The following is a 15,386-nucleotide window of genomic DNA, read 5'->3' on the forward strand; positions in this document are numbered from 1 at the left end:
CCTGATGGAGTGCAGGGAGCGCTTCGCACTCCAGCGGGAGCAAGCTCCCTCGCCACAAAGGCTTGTTCAGTTTCAGGTCCGACGGGTTACCACTTCATCTCGCCCTTGGCGACTTTGGCACTCAGCTCCAACGAGCTTTCTTCGCCCAGGGTCGGGTAGCGTTTTTTCATCGCGCCGATCAGTTCGGCTGAATCTTTCGCCTTGGCGGTTTCTTCGTCGAAAGCCTTGATGTAATCAGCGGTGAACTGCACAGCCGCCAGGGAGCGAGCGCTCTCGCCCAGGTAGTGACCCGGCACGATGGTGTTCGGCTTCAAGGCTTCGATCGTGTGCAGCGTCGTCAGCCAATCGGCATGGGACTGCGCGGTCTGGGTATCAGCCATCCACACATGAATGTTTTCGGCGACAACCACGCCACCGACCACTGCCTTGATCGACGGAATCCACACAAAGCTGCGATCCGGTTGCTTGCCATCCAGGCCGAGCACCTGCAGTTTCTGCCCTTCCAGCATCAGGCTGTCGCCCTTGAGCACGTGCGGCACGATGGTTTTGTTCGGCACGTCGGCGCCCATTTTCGGACCCCAGAACGCCAGTTTGCCGTCGACGGTTTTCTTGATGTGATCAACGGTCGGTTGCGAGGCCAGCACTTTGGCGTTCGGGAACGCCTGGGTGAGGGTGTCGAGGCCGAAGTAGTAATCCGGGTCACCGTGGCTGATGTAGATGGTGGTCAGTTGCTTGCCGCTGGCGCGGATTTTTTCCACCACTTGTTCGGCCTGGGATTTGCCGAATTGTGCGTCCACCAGAATCGCTTCCTTCTCGCCGCTGACCAGTACCGAGGTCACTGGGAAGATCGCGTTGGTGCCCGGGTTGTAGACGTCCAGGGTCAGGGTCGACGCCGCAGCGGCGTGGGCCGCGAAGCCCAGTGCGGCGGTTGCCAGAAGAATGCGTTTGATTGAAGTGAAGCCGATCATCTGTTGCTCCGTTGTCCGAATGCCGTGCTTGGCGATGGGACAGAGCTTAGTTGCCTGGTTCGATACAAAAAATGCGATGCTTGAACATAGTTTGTTTCTGAAAGCGGGCAAATCATGGATCGTCTACAAGCAATGCGGGTGTTCGTCACGGTGGTGGACCTGGGCAGCCAATCGGCCGCCGCCGATCACCTGGACCTGTCGCGGCCGGTGGTTTCACGGTATCTGGCGGAGCTGGAAGATTGGGTCGGCGCACGCCTGATGCACCGCACCACGCGCAAATTGAGCCTGACCGCCGCCGGCAGTGAAATCCTGCCCCGGTGCCGGCAGATGCTCGATTTATCCAGCGACATGCAAGCCGCCGTCAGCGAGCCGGACGACGCACCGCGCGGCCTGCTGCGGATCAGCGTCAGCACCTCGTTCGGCCAGGCGCAACTGGCCGATGCCATGGCCGCCTACGTCAAACGTTACCCCGGCGTAAGCATCGATCTGCAAATGCTCGACCGCACGGTGAACCTGGTGGATGAGCGCATCGACCTGGCCATCCGCACCAGCAACGACCTGGACCCGAACCTGATCGCCCGGCGGCTGACGGTCTGCCGCTCGGTGATCTGCGCCTCCCCCGCTTACCTGCGCGAGCACCCGGCGCCACAGCGGGTCGAAGACCTGAGCCTGCACAATTGCCTGACCCACTCCTACTTCGGCAAAAGCCTCTGGCATTTCGAGCAGGATGGCGAACCGGTCTCGGTGCCGGTACAGGGCAACATCAGCGCCAACGAAGCCAGCACGCTGTTGCGCGCGGCGATGGCCGGGGCCGGTGTGGCGATGCTGCCCAGTTACCTGGCCGGCATGCATATCCACAGCGGCGAACTGATCCGCCTGCTGCCCCAGGCCGAGCCCCGTCAGATGAACATCTATGCGGTGTATGCCTCACGCAAGCACATGCCGGTGGCGTTGCGCAGCATGCTGGATTTTCTGGTGCTCAGATTTCCCGAAGAACCGGCATGGGATGTGGGCCTTTAACCGGAGCGAATGTGGGGTGGTTTTGATGGCAACTCACCGGCGCTGACCTATGCTCAAAGCAGTACCCAAGGGTATTCGTTCAGAGGTCAACGCCATGAACATCAAAACAAGAAGATACCTTGCCATTTTCATCACCTGCGCGGCGACGCTGGCGCTGTATGGCACAGCCGCCTGGCGTGTCGAACAGTTGCGCAAAGTGCCCCATGACTTCGCGAGCTGCAACTTCGAGCGCTGCATCCCCCACAGCGCAAGCCTCAACGCCCTCCGCTGACGAACACCTTGTGGCGAGGGGGCTTGCCCCCGTTGGGTCGCGAAGCGGCCCCAGCATTTCAATGAGAACACCGCATTCACCGAATTACGACTGCTGCGCCGCCGAACGGGGGCAAGCCCCCTCGCCACAAGGGTCAGGCCTCGCTCTTCTGATCGGCAGCGTCCTGATCGGCCTTCAAGCGGTCGCGAAAAGCCTTGGGCGAGATCCCCACCCGACGTCGGAACAAGCGTGTGAAGTTGGTCGGATCGGAAAACCCCAGCACATCGGACATTTCATAAATGGTCATGCTGGTGTAGGTCAGCAAGCGCTTGGCCTCCAGCAACTGACGCTCGTGCATGATCTGCAACGCCGGTTGCCCCGCCAGTTCACGGCACGTGCCGTTGAGGTGGGACACGGAAATCCCCAGCCGATGGGCCAGGTCCTCGACCTTGACGTGCTGGCGATAGGTCTCCTCCACCAGCTGTATAAAACCGTTGAGGTATTCCCGGGCACGCTGCGGACGCTGATTGGCAGCGCGGCGCTGGATCACCTGGCGGCTGACCCACACCATGATCACGCTGACCAGGGAATGCATGAGCATTTCCCGCGCCGGCTGATGGCCGGTGTATTCGCTTTGCAGCGCTGAAAACAGGCTGTTGAGGTACTCGCTGTCCTTGCCCGCCGGGTAGCTTTCGGCTTGGGCCAGGGCATTTACCGAATTGCCCAACTGCGCCTGAAGATGGGCGACCAGCGGCGCGGCCAGGGTGACGACGAACCCTTCGACGTCCTCGGAAAACCGATAACCATGCACCGATAACGGCGGCAGGATGATGATTGCCGGCTCAGCCAATTGTGAGCGTTTCCCTTCGATTTCAAGCTCTGCCTGACCTTTGAAGACGAAGAGCAACTGACACAAATCAGCGTGGCGATGGGGTTTTATTTCCCATTGATGTTCGCGGCTGCGTTTTGAAATGGTTTCACAGTGGAGCAAATCGGGGGTCGGCCAATCCAGGCTTTCACCGTAGAGTTTGAACACCGGAATCGATGGCAGGGCGGGCTTGTTCATCACTTCAATCCAGGCCTCGAAGGTAACGGGGCGATAATCGCACCGATTGGCAGAATGTACAGGTATCGGCTCAGTTTTCACCTTCAATTGACGGACCCGCAAGTGAAAAATGCAAGCACTCGATCCATAAAAATCATCCACCGGCGTTGGTCGCGTGGAGCTTGCGAGTCATAAAAACAATGAAAACACTAAAAACCCAAATCGCCATCATCGGCGCCGGCCCCTCTGGTTTGCTACTCGGCCAATTGCTGCATAACGCCGGCATCGACACCCTGATTCTCGAACGCCAAACCCCGGACTATGTGCTGGGACGCATCCGTGCCGGTGTCCTCGAACAAGGCATGGTAGAGCTGTTGCGTCAGGCCGGAGTGGGCCAGCGCATGGACGCCGAAGGGCTGGTTCACACCGGCTTCGAACTGGCCCTGGACGGGCGCCGGGTACACATCGATCTGCAAACATTGACCGGTGGCAAAACCGTGATGGTGTATGGCCAGACCGAGGTCACCCGCGACCTGATGGCCGCTCGTCGGGACACTGGCGCGCAGACAATTTATTCGGCCGGCAACGTCGTCCCCCACGGCATGAAAAGCGCTGAACCCTATGTGACCTTCGACAAGGACGGCGAAACGTATCGACTCGATTGTGACTACATCGCCGGTTGCGACGGTTTCCATGGCGTGGCGCGACAGTCGATTCCTGCCGACTGCCTGAAGGTATTCGAGCGGGTGTATCCGTTCGGCTGGCTGGGGATTCTCGCTGACACTCCGCCAGTTCACGAGGAGTTGGTCTATGCGCGGCATGAACGGGGCTTTGCGTTGTGCAGCATGCGTTCGCCGACACGCACCCGTTATTACCTTCAGGTACCGGCCCAGGATCAGGTCGATGACTGGTCCGACCAACGCTTCTGGGACGAACTCAAATCCCGTCTGCCAGCGGCCCTCGCCGATGTGCTGGTGACCGGCCCGTCGATCGAGAAAAGCATCGCGCCGCTGCGCAGTTTCGTGGTCGAGCCGATGCAGTACGGGCGGATGTTCCTGGTCGGCGACGCCGCGCACATCGTCCCGCCCACCGGTGCCAAAGGCCTGAACCTGGCGGCCAGCGACGTCAGTACGTTGTTCAATATTCTGCTGAAGGTTTACCGCGAAGGCCGTGTTGATTTGCTGGAGAAGTATTCCGAAATCTGCCTGCGGCGGGTGTGGAAAGCCGAACGGTTTTCCTGGTGGATGACCTCGATGTTGCATCGCTTCGACGAGCACGACGCGTTCAGTCAGCGCATCAGCGAATCGGAACTGGCCTATTTCGTTGACTCCGAGGCGGGCCGAAAAACCATCGCGGAAAACTACGTCGGCCTTCCATACGAGGCTATCGAATAGGCTCCTACCGACTTACACTGGCGAGCACTCCCGCTCGCCTTGCTCCTTGCGGGTCCATCACTGCCCGCAGGTTTTATCGTGACCAATCTCAACCGGCCTGAAACGCCCAAACCGGCCATTCGCAGCGTGCTGATCGCCCTGATGCTGGCGATCTTTCTGGGCGCGCTGGACCAGACCATCGTCGCTGTGTCGATGCCGGCGATTTCCGCGCAGTTCAAGGACGTCAGCCTGCTGGCCTGGGTCATTTCCGGCTACATGGTGGCGATGACCGTGGCGGTGCCGATCTACGGCAAGCTCGGCGATCTGTATGGCCGCCGCCGGTTGATGCTGTTCGGCATGGGCTTGTTCACCCTGGCTTCATTGTTCTGCGGCATGGCGCAAAGCATGGAGCAACTGGTGCTGGCGCGGATCTTTCAAGGCATCGGCGCCGGCGGAATGATTTCGGTGAGCCAGGCGATCATCGGCGACATCGTTCCACCGCGCGAACGCGGTCGCTATCAGGGCTACTTCAGCAGCATGTACGCGGTGGCTAGCGTGGCCGGCCCGGTACTCGGTGGCTACATGACCGAATACCTGTCCTGGCGCTGGGTATTCCTGATCAACCTGCCGTTGGGCCTGGGTGCCTGGTGGGTGGCTTATCGCACGCTGGTAGGGCTGCCGGTGCCGCAGCGCAAGCCGATCATCGACTACCTCGGTACGTTGCTGATGATCATTGGCCTGACGGCGTTGTTGCTGGGCATCACTCAGGTTGGCCAGGGGCATTCGTGGCGCAGCCCCGAAGTGGCGGGTTTGCTCGGTTGTGCGGTGGCGGTGCTGGCGGTGTTCGTCTGGCATGAACGGCGGGCGCGGGAACCGTTGCTGCCGATGCATTTGTTCGCCAACCGCAATGCGATCCTTTGCTGGTGCACGATTTTCTTCACCAGTTTCCAGGCGATTTCCCTGATCGTGCTGATGCCGCTGCGCTTCCAGAGCGTCACCGGCGCCGGGGCCGACAGCGCGGCACTGCACCTGTTGCCGCTGGCCATGGGCTTGCCGATAGGCGCCTATTTCGCCGGGCGCCGGACCTCGGTGACCGGTCGTTACAAACCGATGATCCTGACCGGCGCGTTGCTCATGCCGTTGGCGATTCTCGGCATGGCGTTCAGTGCGCCGCAGGCATTTGTGCTGAGCAGCCTGTTCATGTTGCTCTGCGGAATCGCTGGCGGCATGCAGTTCCCGACGTCGTTGGTGGGCACGCAAAACTCGGTGGATCAACGGGACATTGGCGTTGCCACCAGCACCACCAATCTGTTCCGCGCTCTGGGCGGCGCAGTGGGCGTGGCGTTGATGTCGGCACTGTTGCTGGCGTTGTTGCAGGATTCCAGTTTCGCGCACCTGGCCGGCTCGTCGCTGATTGCCGAGGGTCGTTCGGGGAATGTCTTGCTCGATGGTTTGAACGCCGCGCCGGGGGATGCGCAAAACGCCTTGCGCGCCGAGCTGCTGCTGACCTTCAGGCATTTGCTGATGGTCAGCGCGGCGGTGTCGCTGCTGGGGCTGGCGGCGGCGATTGCCATGCCGAACAGGGTGTTGCGCGGGCGGGAAGACAAGGTTCGCTAGAAAGACCGAGGCTTGCCCGCGAAGACGTCAGCCCGGACACCACTAACGACCAGGCGTTGTGTTGCTTTCTGTGGCGAGGGAGCTTGCTCCCGTTGGGTGGCGCAGCCGCCCCAAACCCATTCACCACCGCTATTCAGATAACCTGCGGTGCCTGATTTGCGACTGCTGCGCAGTCGAGCGGGAGCAAGCTCCCTCGCCACAAAAGTCCCACTCCACAGGCCCACTCCACACAACATCACTGCATCGGGCTATTGAGGCCGGGCGTGCAGCTGTTGTTGCAGGTTCTGGATCTGCGCCTGCAGGGTGTTGATGTTGCGGGTGACCTGGCCACGGAAGGCGTCGAACTCGGCGGTATTGTTGCCACCTTGCGCCGCGGCCGGGCGGTTGTCCTGTTGGCTTTTGAGCACGATCATGTCTTGCTCCAGACGCTCGACTGCAGCGCTCGGGTTGCCTTGCCGCTTCAGCGCAGCGATATCGGCGCCAAGGCTTTTGAGTTGGGCGTCGACTTTGCTGGTATCGGCCGGTGCGCTCTTCAACGCGGCCAGCTCGCCGCTCAAGGCTTTGACCTGGGCCTGCAACTGAGCATTGGCGGCTTGTTGTTCGCTGGCCTGCGTGGTCATTTGCGCCAGGCGCTTGTCCAGATCGGAGGTCTGGCCGAGCACGCCTTGCTGCTGTTTACTCTGATCCTGGAGTTTGCTTTCCAGCTGTTTGCTCTGGTCCTGGAGCTTGCCTTCCAGTTGTTTTATTTGCAGCTTCAACGCTTCACTGCCGGTGTTGACCGTGGACTGGCTGGCCACGACCTTGCCGGAAATGTCCTGCAAGCGCCCCGCCGCTTCCTCACTGATACGGGCGAAACTTTCCTGGGTCGCCACCAGTTGTTGTTCCATCAGCGATATCTGCTGGAAACTCCACCAGGCAAGGCCAGCGAAGGCAAAGAACAACGCACCGACCAACGCCCACAGCGGGCCGGTGCTCGGGCCTTTGACCTTGACTACCGGTGTGGTGCGCGAATGCACGGAAGTGCGCGCGGTGGTCGGAAAATCATCGTCGTCGAGGCTGTCGGCACGCAGGCTCGGTACATCGTCGAAGTCGTCGTTGGCATCGTTACGCATGGACATTGAGTCAACCTTTGTAAAACGCGGTGATGGCTTGATGCGGCGAAGTATAACCCTCGCTGCCGCACCGGTTGACCCTGAACCCCGAACTCGGTTCAGTGAGGGCCGGCCCTTGTGTGTCAGCGAATGTCCTGAGCCTTCCACCAGGCGCAAAATTCATCGAGGGCGGTCCAGAGACTGACTTTCGGATCGTAATCCAGATAATGCCGGGCGCGACTGATGTCCAGGGTGAAATTTTTGTTCATTACCTGCATGCCCAGCCGCGACAGGATCGGCTCGGGACGACCCGGCCACAGCTTGCAAACACCCTCGTTGAGCGCGGCAAGGCTGTAGGCCAAGCCGTAGGAACGGTAACGGGTCACCTGTGGCACATCCATATTGCGCATCACGTAATTGACCACATCCCACAACGGCACCGGTGCTCCGTTGCTGATGTTGTAGGCCTTGCCCAAGGCCGAACCGCTGGCCAGCAAGCTACTGAACAACGCCTCATTGAGGTTTTGCACACTGGTGAAGTCAACCTTGTTCAGGCCATTGCCGATAATCGCCAACCGCCCTTTGCGCTGCATCTTCAGCAACCTGGGGAAAATGCTCATGTCGCCTGCGCCCGTCACGAAGCGCGGGCGCAAGGCCAGGGTTTCGAGGCCGAACTCCTGCGCACCGAAAACTTTTTGCTCGGCCAGGTATTTGGTTGCGGCGTAAGGATGCTTGAAGCGCTTGGGCACCTGGTCTTCGGTCAACCCCAGGTGATCGCGGCCATCGAAGTAAATCGATGGCGACGACAAGTGCACCAGGCGCCGCACCCGTTGTTTCAGGCAGGCCTCGACCACGTTCTCGGTGACCTCGACGTTGCCTTGATGGAAATCCTGATAGCGCCCCCACAAACCGACAGCGCCTGCGCAATGGACCACGGCTTCGACGTCGGAACACAGGTCGCGCGCCAGTTGCGGGTCGCTCAAGTCGCCCTGGATGAACTCGGCACCACGGCGCACCAAATGCTCGACGCTCTCGGCCCGGCGACCGTTGACCCGCACATCCAGGCCCTGCTCCAGGGCAAAACGCGCAAAGCGTCCGCCAATGAAGCCGCTTGCGCCGGTGACCAGAATCTTCATGTATTGCTCCGAATATTTCGTTTTGCGTTTTTCGTTTTGCATAGGGCGTGAGGTCTTGACGCCAGCCGTCAGTCCAACGGCACCAGCCATTGCTTCGACGAACGCACCAATTGATCGGTGAGTAACCCCAACAGCTGACCGCCATTGCGCCAATGATGCCAGTACAGCGGCACATCGATCGGCTTATCTGGCAAAAGCTCCACCAATTGGCCGCGCGCCAGTTGCTCGCGCACTTGCAATTCAGGCACCAGGCCCCAGCCAAGCCCTGCTTCCGTGAGACGAAGAAAACCTTCGGAAGACGGGCATAAATGGTGTTCGAAACCGCCATTCACGCCGACTGACGCGAGGTAACGATGCTGCAGGAAATCGTCCGGGCCAAATACCAGCGCCGGGGTTCTGGCCAACTGATCGGCACGCACACCTTGGGGAAAATGCCGGGCAATGAATGCAGGGCTGGCCAACGCACGGTAGCGCATCGCCCCCAACAGCACGCTGCGCGCACCGGCCACCGGCCGCTCACTGGCGCACAGACACCCCGCCACTTCGCCTGCGCGCATGCGTTTGAGGCCGACGGTCTGGTCTTCCACCACCAGGTCGAGCAACAGATGCTCCTGCGCGCAAAAATCCCCCACCGCCGCAGCCCACCAGGTGGCCAGGCTGTCAGCGTTCAGCGCGATGCGCAGGCGTTCCGGCAGGCCTTCTTCGTCCAGCGCCGGCACCAGGCTTTGCAGATCGCGCTCCAGCAATCGCACCTGCTGCACATGGTTGAGCAATCGCCGGCCAATCTCCGTCGGAGCCGGTGGCGTGACCCGCACCAACACCGGTTGGCCGACCCGCGCCTCGAGCAATTTGATGCGCTGGGAGATGGCCGATTGGGACAAGCCCAAGACCTGCGCGGCGCGTTCGAATCCGGCCTGCTCGATCACGGCGGCGAGGGCGGACAGCAATTTGTAGTCGAACATCAGTTTTCCTAATGAGCGATCAGCACTATTGGTTTTTCTTATACAACTTCCCACCGGAGAATGGCCAGCAAGAACTCTTGAACAAGGATCACCGACATGGCTGGCGAAACCTCATTGGCAACCCTGCTGCGCAGCATGAGCCCGCAACTCAACGACGGCGAATACGTGTTCTGCACGTTGCCTGACGGCAAGCTGCCCGCAGGCCTTGAGATTGTCGGCAGCTTCCGCGAACAGGAAGGGCTGACGGTGATTCTGCAACGTTCCCACGCCGAGAAGGCCGGTTTCAGCTTCGACTACATCGCTGCCTGGATCACCTTGAACGTGCACTCAGCCCTTGAAGCCGTCGGCCTGACCGCCGCGTTCGCCACGGCACTGGGCCAGGCCGGCATCAGTTGCAACGTGATTGCCGGCTACTACCACGACCATTTGTTCGTCGGCCAGGCCGATGCCGAACGCGCCCTGCAGGTACTGCGGGATCTGGCGGCCAACGCGGAGTAAAAATCTTATGTGGCAAAGCTATGTGAACGGCCTGTTGGTGGCCGCCGGGCTGATCATGGCGATCGGCACTCAGAATGCGTTTGTGTTGGCGCAGAGCCTTCGACGTGAACATCACCTGCCGGTGGCGGCGCTCTGCGTCACCTGCGATGCGTTGCTGGTAGCCGCCGGGGTGTTCGGCCTGGCGACGTTGCTGGCGCAGAACCCGACTCTGTTGGCCATCGCTCGTTGGGGTGGCGCGGCGTTTCTGCTGTGGTATGGCAGCCTGGCGCTGCGTCGGGCCTGCTCGAAACAGAGCCTGCAACACGGCGAGAACCAGACCGTGCGCTCATTGCGGGCGGTGCTGCTCAGCGCTTTGGCGGTGACCTTGCTCAACCCGCACGTCTACCTGGACACCGTGTTGCTGATCGGCTCCCTTGGCGCACAACAGACCGAGCCCGGTGCTTATGTCGTGGGCGCGGCCAGTGCTTCGTTGCTGTGGTTTTTTACCCTGGCCCTTGGCGCAGCGTGGCTGGCACCGTGGTTGGCACGGCCAAGCACTTGGCGAATCCTCGACCTTTTGGTGGCCGTAATGATGTTCACCGTAGCGTTCCAGTTGATCATCGCTTCATGATTTATTCCAAAAGGCTCTGGAACCTCTATTCCACACAGTTGTTGCGTGGTTATGCCGCACCCCCGGTGCTATGATCCGATCCCTGCGCCGCAAAGAGTACAAACTCCCCGGCGCATGTCTGGCCGCCCGTGATCGGCCTTGCGCTCACCGCAACTGACCTGATTAGGAGAATCATCATGGCTTTCGAATTGCCGCCGCTGCCTTACGCGCACAATGCCCTGCAGCCGCACATTTCAGAGGAAACTCTGCAATACCACCACGACAAGCACCACAACACCTATGTCGTGAACCTGAACAACCTGGTGCCAGGCACCGAGTTCGAAGGCAAGACCCTGGAAGAAATCGTCAAGACTTCCTCGGGCGGTATCTTCAACAACGCCGCTCAGGTCTGGAACCACACTTTCTACTGGAACTGCCTGGCGCCAAACGCCGGCGGTCAACCAACCGGCGCTCTGGCTGATGCCATCAACGCTGCTTTCGGTTCGTTCGACAAGTTCAAGGAAGAGTTCAGCAAAACGTCCATCGGCACCTTCGGTTCCGGTTGGGGCTGGCTGGTGAAAAAGGCTGACGGTTCCCTGGCCCTGGCCAGCACCATCGGCGCCGGCAACCCGCTGACCAGCGGCGACACCCCGCTGCTGACCTGCGATGTCTGGGAACACGCTTACTACATCGACTACCGCAACCTTCGTCCGAAGTACGTCGAAGCGTTCTGGAACCTGGTCAACTGGAAATTCGTGGCTGAGCAGTTCGAAGGCAAAACCTTCACCGCTTAAGCTTCGCGCCAGTCAAAAAACCCGGCTTTTATGCCGGGTTTTTTACGCCATCGAAAATCCGTACGTGGGGCGTGCTTTCCCACAACGCGAACCGCATTCGCCCTCTTGCCCCCGCAGCACAGCGGTCTAACATCAACACAAGGAAAAATTGCCTCAACCTCCTCAAGTTGAAGGCCCCGGCAACCGACACAGTGTTAATAGGGCAAATACTCCAAACAGCAGCCTAGCGGCCAAGCTACCGGCAATATCCCCCGGGTTGGATTGTCCCTTTGACTGCCATCACGGGATTGCCAATACTCATGGCAACTTGACGCTACCCGCACGGAACAAGGAATAACCCTTTGAAGCTGGAACTCAAGAACAGCTTGTCGGTGAAGTTACTCCGGGTCGTGCTCCTGTCGGCATTGATCGTCGGCGTAGTCTTGAGCTGCGCACAAATTGTTTTCGATGCCTATAAAACACGTCAGGCGGTTGCCAACGATGCCCAGCGCATCCTCGACATGTTCCGCGATCCCTCCACCCAGGCGGTCTACAGCCTGGATCGGGAAATGGGCATGCAGGTGATCGAAGGCCTGTTCCAGGATGACGCCGTGCGCATGGCCTCCATCGGCCACCCCCACGAAGCCATGCTCGCGCAAAAATCCCGCGAGCTTCAGCAGTCCCACAGCCGCTGGCTGACTGACCTGATCCTCGGCCAGGAACGCACGTTCACCACCCAACTGGTGGGTCGCGGCCCCTACAGCGAGTACTACGGCGACCTGAGCATTACCCTCGACACCGCCACCTACGGCCAGAGCTTCATCGTCAGCTCGGTGATCATCTTCATCTCTGGCGTCTTGCGCGCCCTGGCCATGAGCCTGGTGTTGTATCTGGTTTACCACTGGCTGCTGACCAAACCATTGTCGCGGATCATCGAACATCTGACTGAAATCAACCCGGACCGGCCCAGCGCCCACAAGATCCCACAGCTCAAGGGTCATGAAAAAAACGAGCTGGGGGTCTGGATCAACACCGCCAACCAGCTGCTCGAATCCATTGAGCGCAACACTCACCTGCGCCACGAAGCAGAAAACAGCCTGTTACGCATGGCCCAGTACGATTTTCTCACCGGTCTGCCGAACCGCCAGCAATTGCAGCAACAGCTGGACAAGATCCTTGTCGACGCCGGCAAACTGCAGCGTCGGGTCGCGGTGTTGTGTGTCGGGCTCGATGACTTCAAAGGCGTCAACGAACAGTTCAGCTACCAGACCGGCGACCAGTTGCTGCTGGCCCTGGCCGATCGCCTGCGGGCTCACAGCGGCCGCCTCGGCGCCCTCGCCCGCTTGGGTGGCGACCAGTTCGCGCTGGTCCAGGCCGACATCGAACAACCCTACGAAGCCGCCGAACTGGCCCAAAGCATTCTCGATGATCTGGAAGCGGCGTTCGCCCTCGATCATCAGGAAATCCGCCTGCGCGCCACCATCGGCATCACCCTGTTCCCCGAGGACGGTGACAGCACCGAGAAGCTGCTGCAAAAAGCCGAGCAGACCATGACCCTGGCCAAGACGCGCTCGCGCAACCGCTATCAGTTCTATATCGCCAGCGTCGACACGGAAATGCGTCGGCGTCGCGAGCTGGAAAAAGATCTGCGTGACGCCTTGATCCGCGACCAGTTCTACCTCGTCTACCAGCCGCAGATCAGCTACCGCGATCATCGCGTGGTAGGTGTCGAGGCGTTGATTCGCTGGCAGCATCCCGAGCATGGGCTGGTGCCGCCGGACCTGTTCATCCCGCTGGCCGAGCAGAACGGCACCATCATTGCCATTGGCGAATGGGTTCTGGACCAGGCCTGCAAACAACTGCGCGAGTGGCACGATCAGGGCTTCGTCGACCTGCGCATGGCGGTGAACCTGTCCACCGTGCAATTGCACCACGCCGAGTTGCCGCGGGTGGTCAATAACCTGCTGCAGATCTACCGCCTGCCACCGCGCAGCCTGGAGCTGGAAGTCACCGAAACCGGCCTGATGGAAGACATCAGCACCGCCGCCCAGCACTTGCTGAGCCTGCGTCGCTCCGGCGCGCTGATCGCCATCGACGACTTCGGCACCGGTTATTCGTCATTGAGTTATCTGAAAAGCCTGCCGCTGGACAAGATCAAGATCGACAAGAGCTTCGTTCAGGACCTGCTCGATGACGACGACGATGCGACCATCGTCCGGGCCATCATCCAGCTGGGCAAAAGCCTGGGCATGCAGGTGATTGCCGAAGGCGTGGAAACCGCCGAGCAAGAGGCCTACATCATCTCCGAAGGCTGCCACGAAGGTCAGGGCTATCACTACAGCAAACCGCTGCCGGCGCGGGAATTGAGCGTCTACCTCAAGCAGGCCCAGCGCAGTAACGCGGCCATCCTCTGAAACAACGGCGATCTTTTGATCTGCGTGAATAAGAAATATTTGCAGGCGTAACCCTTTACAGGTAATGCGAAAGATTTGCATTATGTCGCAGTTTTGCGCGCCGCCCGTGCGCGCCCACTCCATCACCGAAGCAGGATGTTCGCCATGATTCGTATGCCTCTGGCCACCGCCAGTCTGCTGGCCATCGCTATTTCCCTCGCCGGTTGCGGCGAAGGCAAAGACAAGGCTGCCGCTCAACAAGCGCCGACCCCGGCCGCCAGCACAGCTGCGCCTGCTACCACCGCTAAAGTCGATGAAGCCGCCGCCAAGGCTGTGGTCGCGCATTACGCCGACATGGTCTTTGCCGTTTACAGCGATGCCGAATCCACCGCGAAAACCCTGCAAACCGCCGTCGACGCGTTCCTCGCCAAGCCGGACGCCGACACTCTCAAAGCCGCCCGGGCTGCCTGGGTCGCGGCCCGCGTGCCTTACCTGCAGAGCGAAGTGTTCCGCTTCGGCAACACCATCATCGACGACTGGGAAGGTCAGGTGAACTCCTGGCCACTGGACGAAGGCCTGATCGACTACGTCGACAAATCCTACGAACACGCACTGGGTAACCCGGGCGCTACTGCCAACATCATCGCCAACACCCAGATTCAGATTGGCGAAGACAAGGTCGACGTGAAAGACATCACCCCGGAAAAACTCGCCAGCCTGAACGAGCTGGGCGGTTCCGAGGCCAACGTCGCCACCGGCTACCACGCCATCGAATTCCTGCTCTGGGGCCAGGACTTGAACGGCACCGGCCCTGGCGCCGGCAACCGCCCAGCCTCCGACTACCTGGAAGGCAAAGGCGCTACCGGCGGTCACAATGATCGTCGTCGCGCTTACCTGAAATCCGTGACCCAACTGCTGGTCAACGACCTGGAAGAAATGGTCGGTAACTGGAAGCCGAACGTGGCCGACAACTACCGCGCCACCCTGGAAGCGGAACCGGCTGAATCCGGTCTGCGCAAAATGCTGTTCGGCATGGGCAGCCTGTCCTTGGGCGAACTGGCGGGCGAGCGCATGAAGGTTTCCCTGGAAGCCAACTCCCCGGAAGACGAACAGGATTGCTTCAGCGACAACACCCACAACTCGCACTTCTACGATGCCAAAGGCATTCGTAACGTGTACCTGGGCGAATACACCCGTGTCGACGGCACCAAAATGACCGGCGCCAGCCTGTCATCCCTGGTGGCCAAGGCCGACCCGGCTGCCGATGCCGCGCTGAAAGCCGACCTGGCTGCGACCGAAGCCAAGATCCAGATCATGGTCGATCACGCCAACAAGGGTGAGCACTACGACCAACTGATCGCTGCCGGCAACACCGCTGGCAATCAGATCGTGCGCGACGCCATTGCCTCTCTGGTCAAGCAGACCGGTTCGATCGAAGCTGCCGCCGGCAAACTGGGCATCAGCGACCTGAACCCGGACAACGCTGATCACGAGTTCTGATCAACGCTGGCTGAGCGAATACAAAGGCGACCTTCGGGTCGCCTTTTTCATGCCTGTCTTTTGGGTGATGCTGATGACCTCATCGCGGGCAAGCCACGCTCCCACGGGGTCAGCGCAAAACCCTGTGGGAGCGTGGCTTGCCCGCGATGGGGGCGACGCGGTCTGACATCA

General features: G+C 60.3%; 14 protein-coding genes. 9 read left to right on the forward strand and 5 right to left on the reverse strand.

Features of this window, described 5'->3' with window-relative positions:
* Window positions 1–86 precede the first annotated feature (86 nt).
* Window positions 87–968 carry an MBL fold metallo-hydrolase gene (locus tag AC07VO_RS16955; RefSeq protein WP_477744536.1) on the reverse strand — a complete coding sequence of 294 codons (882 nt, stop codon included), beginning with the start codon at window positions 966–968 and terminating at the stop codon, window positions 87–89.
* A 114-nt stretch (window positions 969–1,082) separates the two neighbouring features.
* On the opposite strand from AC07VO_RS16955, the gene AC07VO_RS16960 reads away from it, so the two are divergent.
* Window positions 1,083–1,988 carry a LysR family transcriptional regulator gene (locus AC07VO_RS16960; protein WP_019581528.1) on the forward strand — a complete coding sequence of 302 codons (906 nt, stop codon included), beginning with the start codon at window positions 1,083–1,085 and terminating at the stop codon, window positions 1,986–1,988.
* Window positions 1,989–2,082: 94 nt separating this feature from the next.
* Window positions 2,083–2,259: a hypothetical protein gene (locus AC07VO_RS16965; protein WP_167331182.1), complete on the forward strand. Its 177-nt coding sequence runs from the start codon at window positions 2,083–2,085 to the stop codon at window positions 2,257–2,259.
* Window positions 2,260–2,392: 133 nt separating this feature from the next.
* On the opposite strand, the gene AC07VO_RS16970 is transcribed toward AC07VO_RS16965, so the two are convergent.
* The gene (locus AC07VO_RS16970) at window positions 2,393–3,304 is read right to left on the reverse strand and encodes a helix-turn-helix domain-containing protein (protein ID WP_019581529.1); all 912 of its coding nucleotides are present in this window, start codon (window positions 3,302–3,304) and stop codon (window positions 2,393–2,395) included.
* A 179-nt stretch (window positions 3,305–3,483) separates the two neighbouring features.
* Here AC07VO_RS16970 and pobA point away from each other — a divergent pair, with 179 nt between their 5' ends.
* A complete protein-coding gene (gene pobA / locus AC07VO_RS16975; RefSeq protein WP_018926568.1) occupies window positions 3,484–4,677 on the forward strand; it encodes a 4-hydroxybenzoate 3-monooxygenase in 1,194 nt (397 codons plus the stop codon).
* 78 nt (window positions 4,678–4,755) lie between these two features.
* Complete coding sequence (locus tag AC07VO_RS16980) at window positions 4,756–6,273, forward strand: MDR family MFS transporter (RefSeq protein WP_018926569.1); 1,518 nt, start codon at window positions 4,756–4,758, stop codon at window positions 6,271–6,273.
* A gap of 248 nt (window positions 6,274–6,521) precedes the next feature.
* Here AC07VO_RS16980 and AC07VO_RS16985 read toward each other — a convergent pair whose 3' ends face one another.
* The 3 genes from AC07VO_RS16985 to AC07VO_RS16995 all read right to left on the reverse strand — a co-directional run bounded on the left by AC07VO_RS16985 (window position 6,522) and on the right by AC07VO_RS16995 (window position 9,462).
* Window positions 6,522–7,391, reverse strand: coding sequence for a hypothetical protein (locus tag AC07VO_RS16985; protein ID WP_018926570.1), 870 nt, complete (start codon window positions 7,389–7,391; stop codon window positions 6,522–6,524).
* 116 nt (window positions 7,392–7,507) lie between these two features.
* The gene (locus AC07VO_RS16990) at window positions 7,508–8,500 is read right to left on the reverse strand and encodes an NAD-dependent epimerase/dehydratase family protein (RefSeq protein WP_495007641.1); all 993 of its coding nucleotides are present in this window, start codon (window positions 8,498–8,500) and stop codon (window positions 7,508–7,510) included.
* A 68-nt stretch (window positions 8,501–8,568) separates the two neighbouring features.
* Entirely contained in the window at window positions 8,569–9,462 is an 894-nt protein-coding gene (locus AC07VO_RS16995) for a LysR family transcriptional regulator ArgP (protein ID WP_018926572.1), read from the reverse strand.
* A 96-nt stretch (window positions 9,463–9,558) separates the two neighbouring features.
* Between AC07VO_RS16995 and AC07VO_RS17000 the strand changes: the two genes are divergently transcribed.
* The 5 genes from AC07VO_RS17000 (at window position 9,559) to AC07VO_RS17020 (ending at window position 15,215) form a co-directional block, all read left to right on the forward strand.
* Window positions 9,559–9,960 carry an ACT domain-containing protein gene (locus AC07VO_RS17000; RefSeq protein ID WP_018926573.1) on the forward strand — a complete coding sequence of 134 codons (402 nt, stop codon included), beginning with the start codon at window positions 9,559–9,561 and terminating at the stop codon, window positions 9,958–9,960.
* Between the two features lie 7 nt (window positions 9,961–9,967).
* A complete protein-coding gene (locus tag AC07VO_RS17005) occupies window positions 9,968–10,570 on the forward strand; it encodes a LysE/ArgO family amino acid transporter (RefSeq protein ID WP_019581534.1) in 603 nt (200 codons plus the stop codon).
* A 176-nt stretch (window positions 10,571–10,746) separates the two neighbouring features.
* Entirely contained in the window at window positions 10,747–11,343 is a 597-nt protein-coding gene (locus AC07VO_RS17010; RefSeq protein ID WP_007938876.1) for a superoxide dismutase, read from the forward strand.
* A 341-nt stretch (window positions 11,344–11,684) separates the two neighbouring features.
* Window positions 11,685–13,736 carry a putative bifunctional diguanylate cyclase/phosphodiesterase gene (locus AC07VO_RS17015; RefSeq protein ID WP_477746900.1) on the forward strand — a complete coding sequence of 684 codons (2,052 nt, stop codon included), beginning with the start codon at window positions 11,685–11,687 and terminating at the stop codon, window positions 13,734–13,736.
* Between the two features lie 144 nt (window positions 13,737–13,880).
* Complete coding sequence (locus AC07VO_RS17020; RefSeq protein WP_018926576.1) at window positions 13,881–15,215, forward strand: imelysin family protein; 1,335 nt, start codon at window positions 13,881–13,883, stop codon at window positions 15,213–15,215.
* Window positions 15,216–15,386: the final 171 nt, after the last annotated feature.

It is taken from the genome of Pseudomonas sp. GW821-FHT03E01 (genome assembly GCF_059420765.1).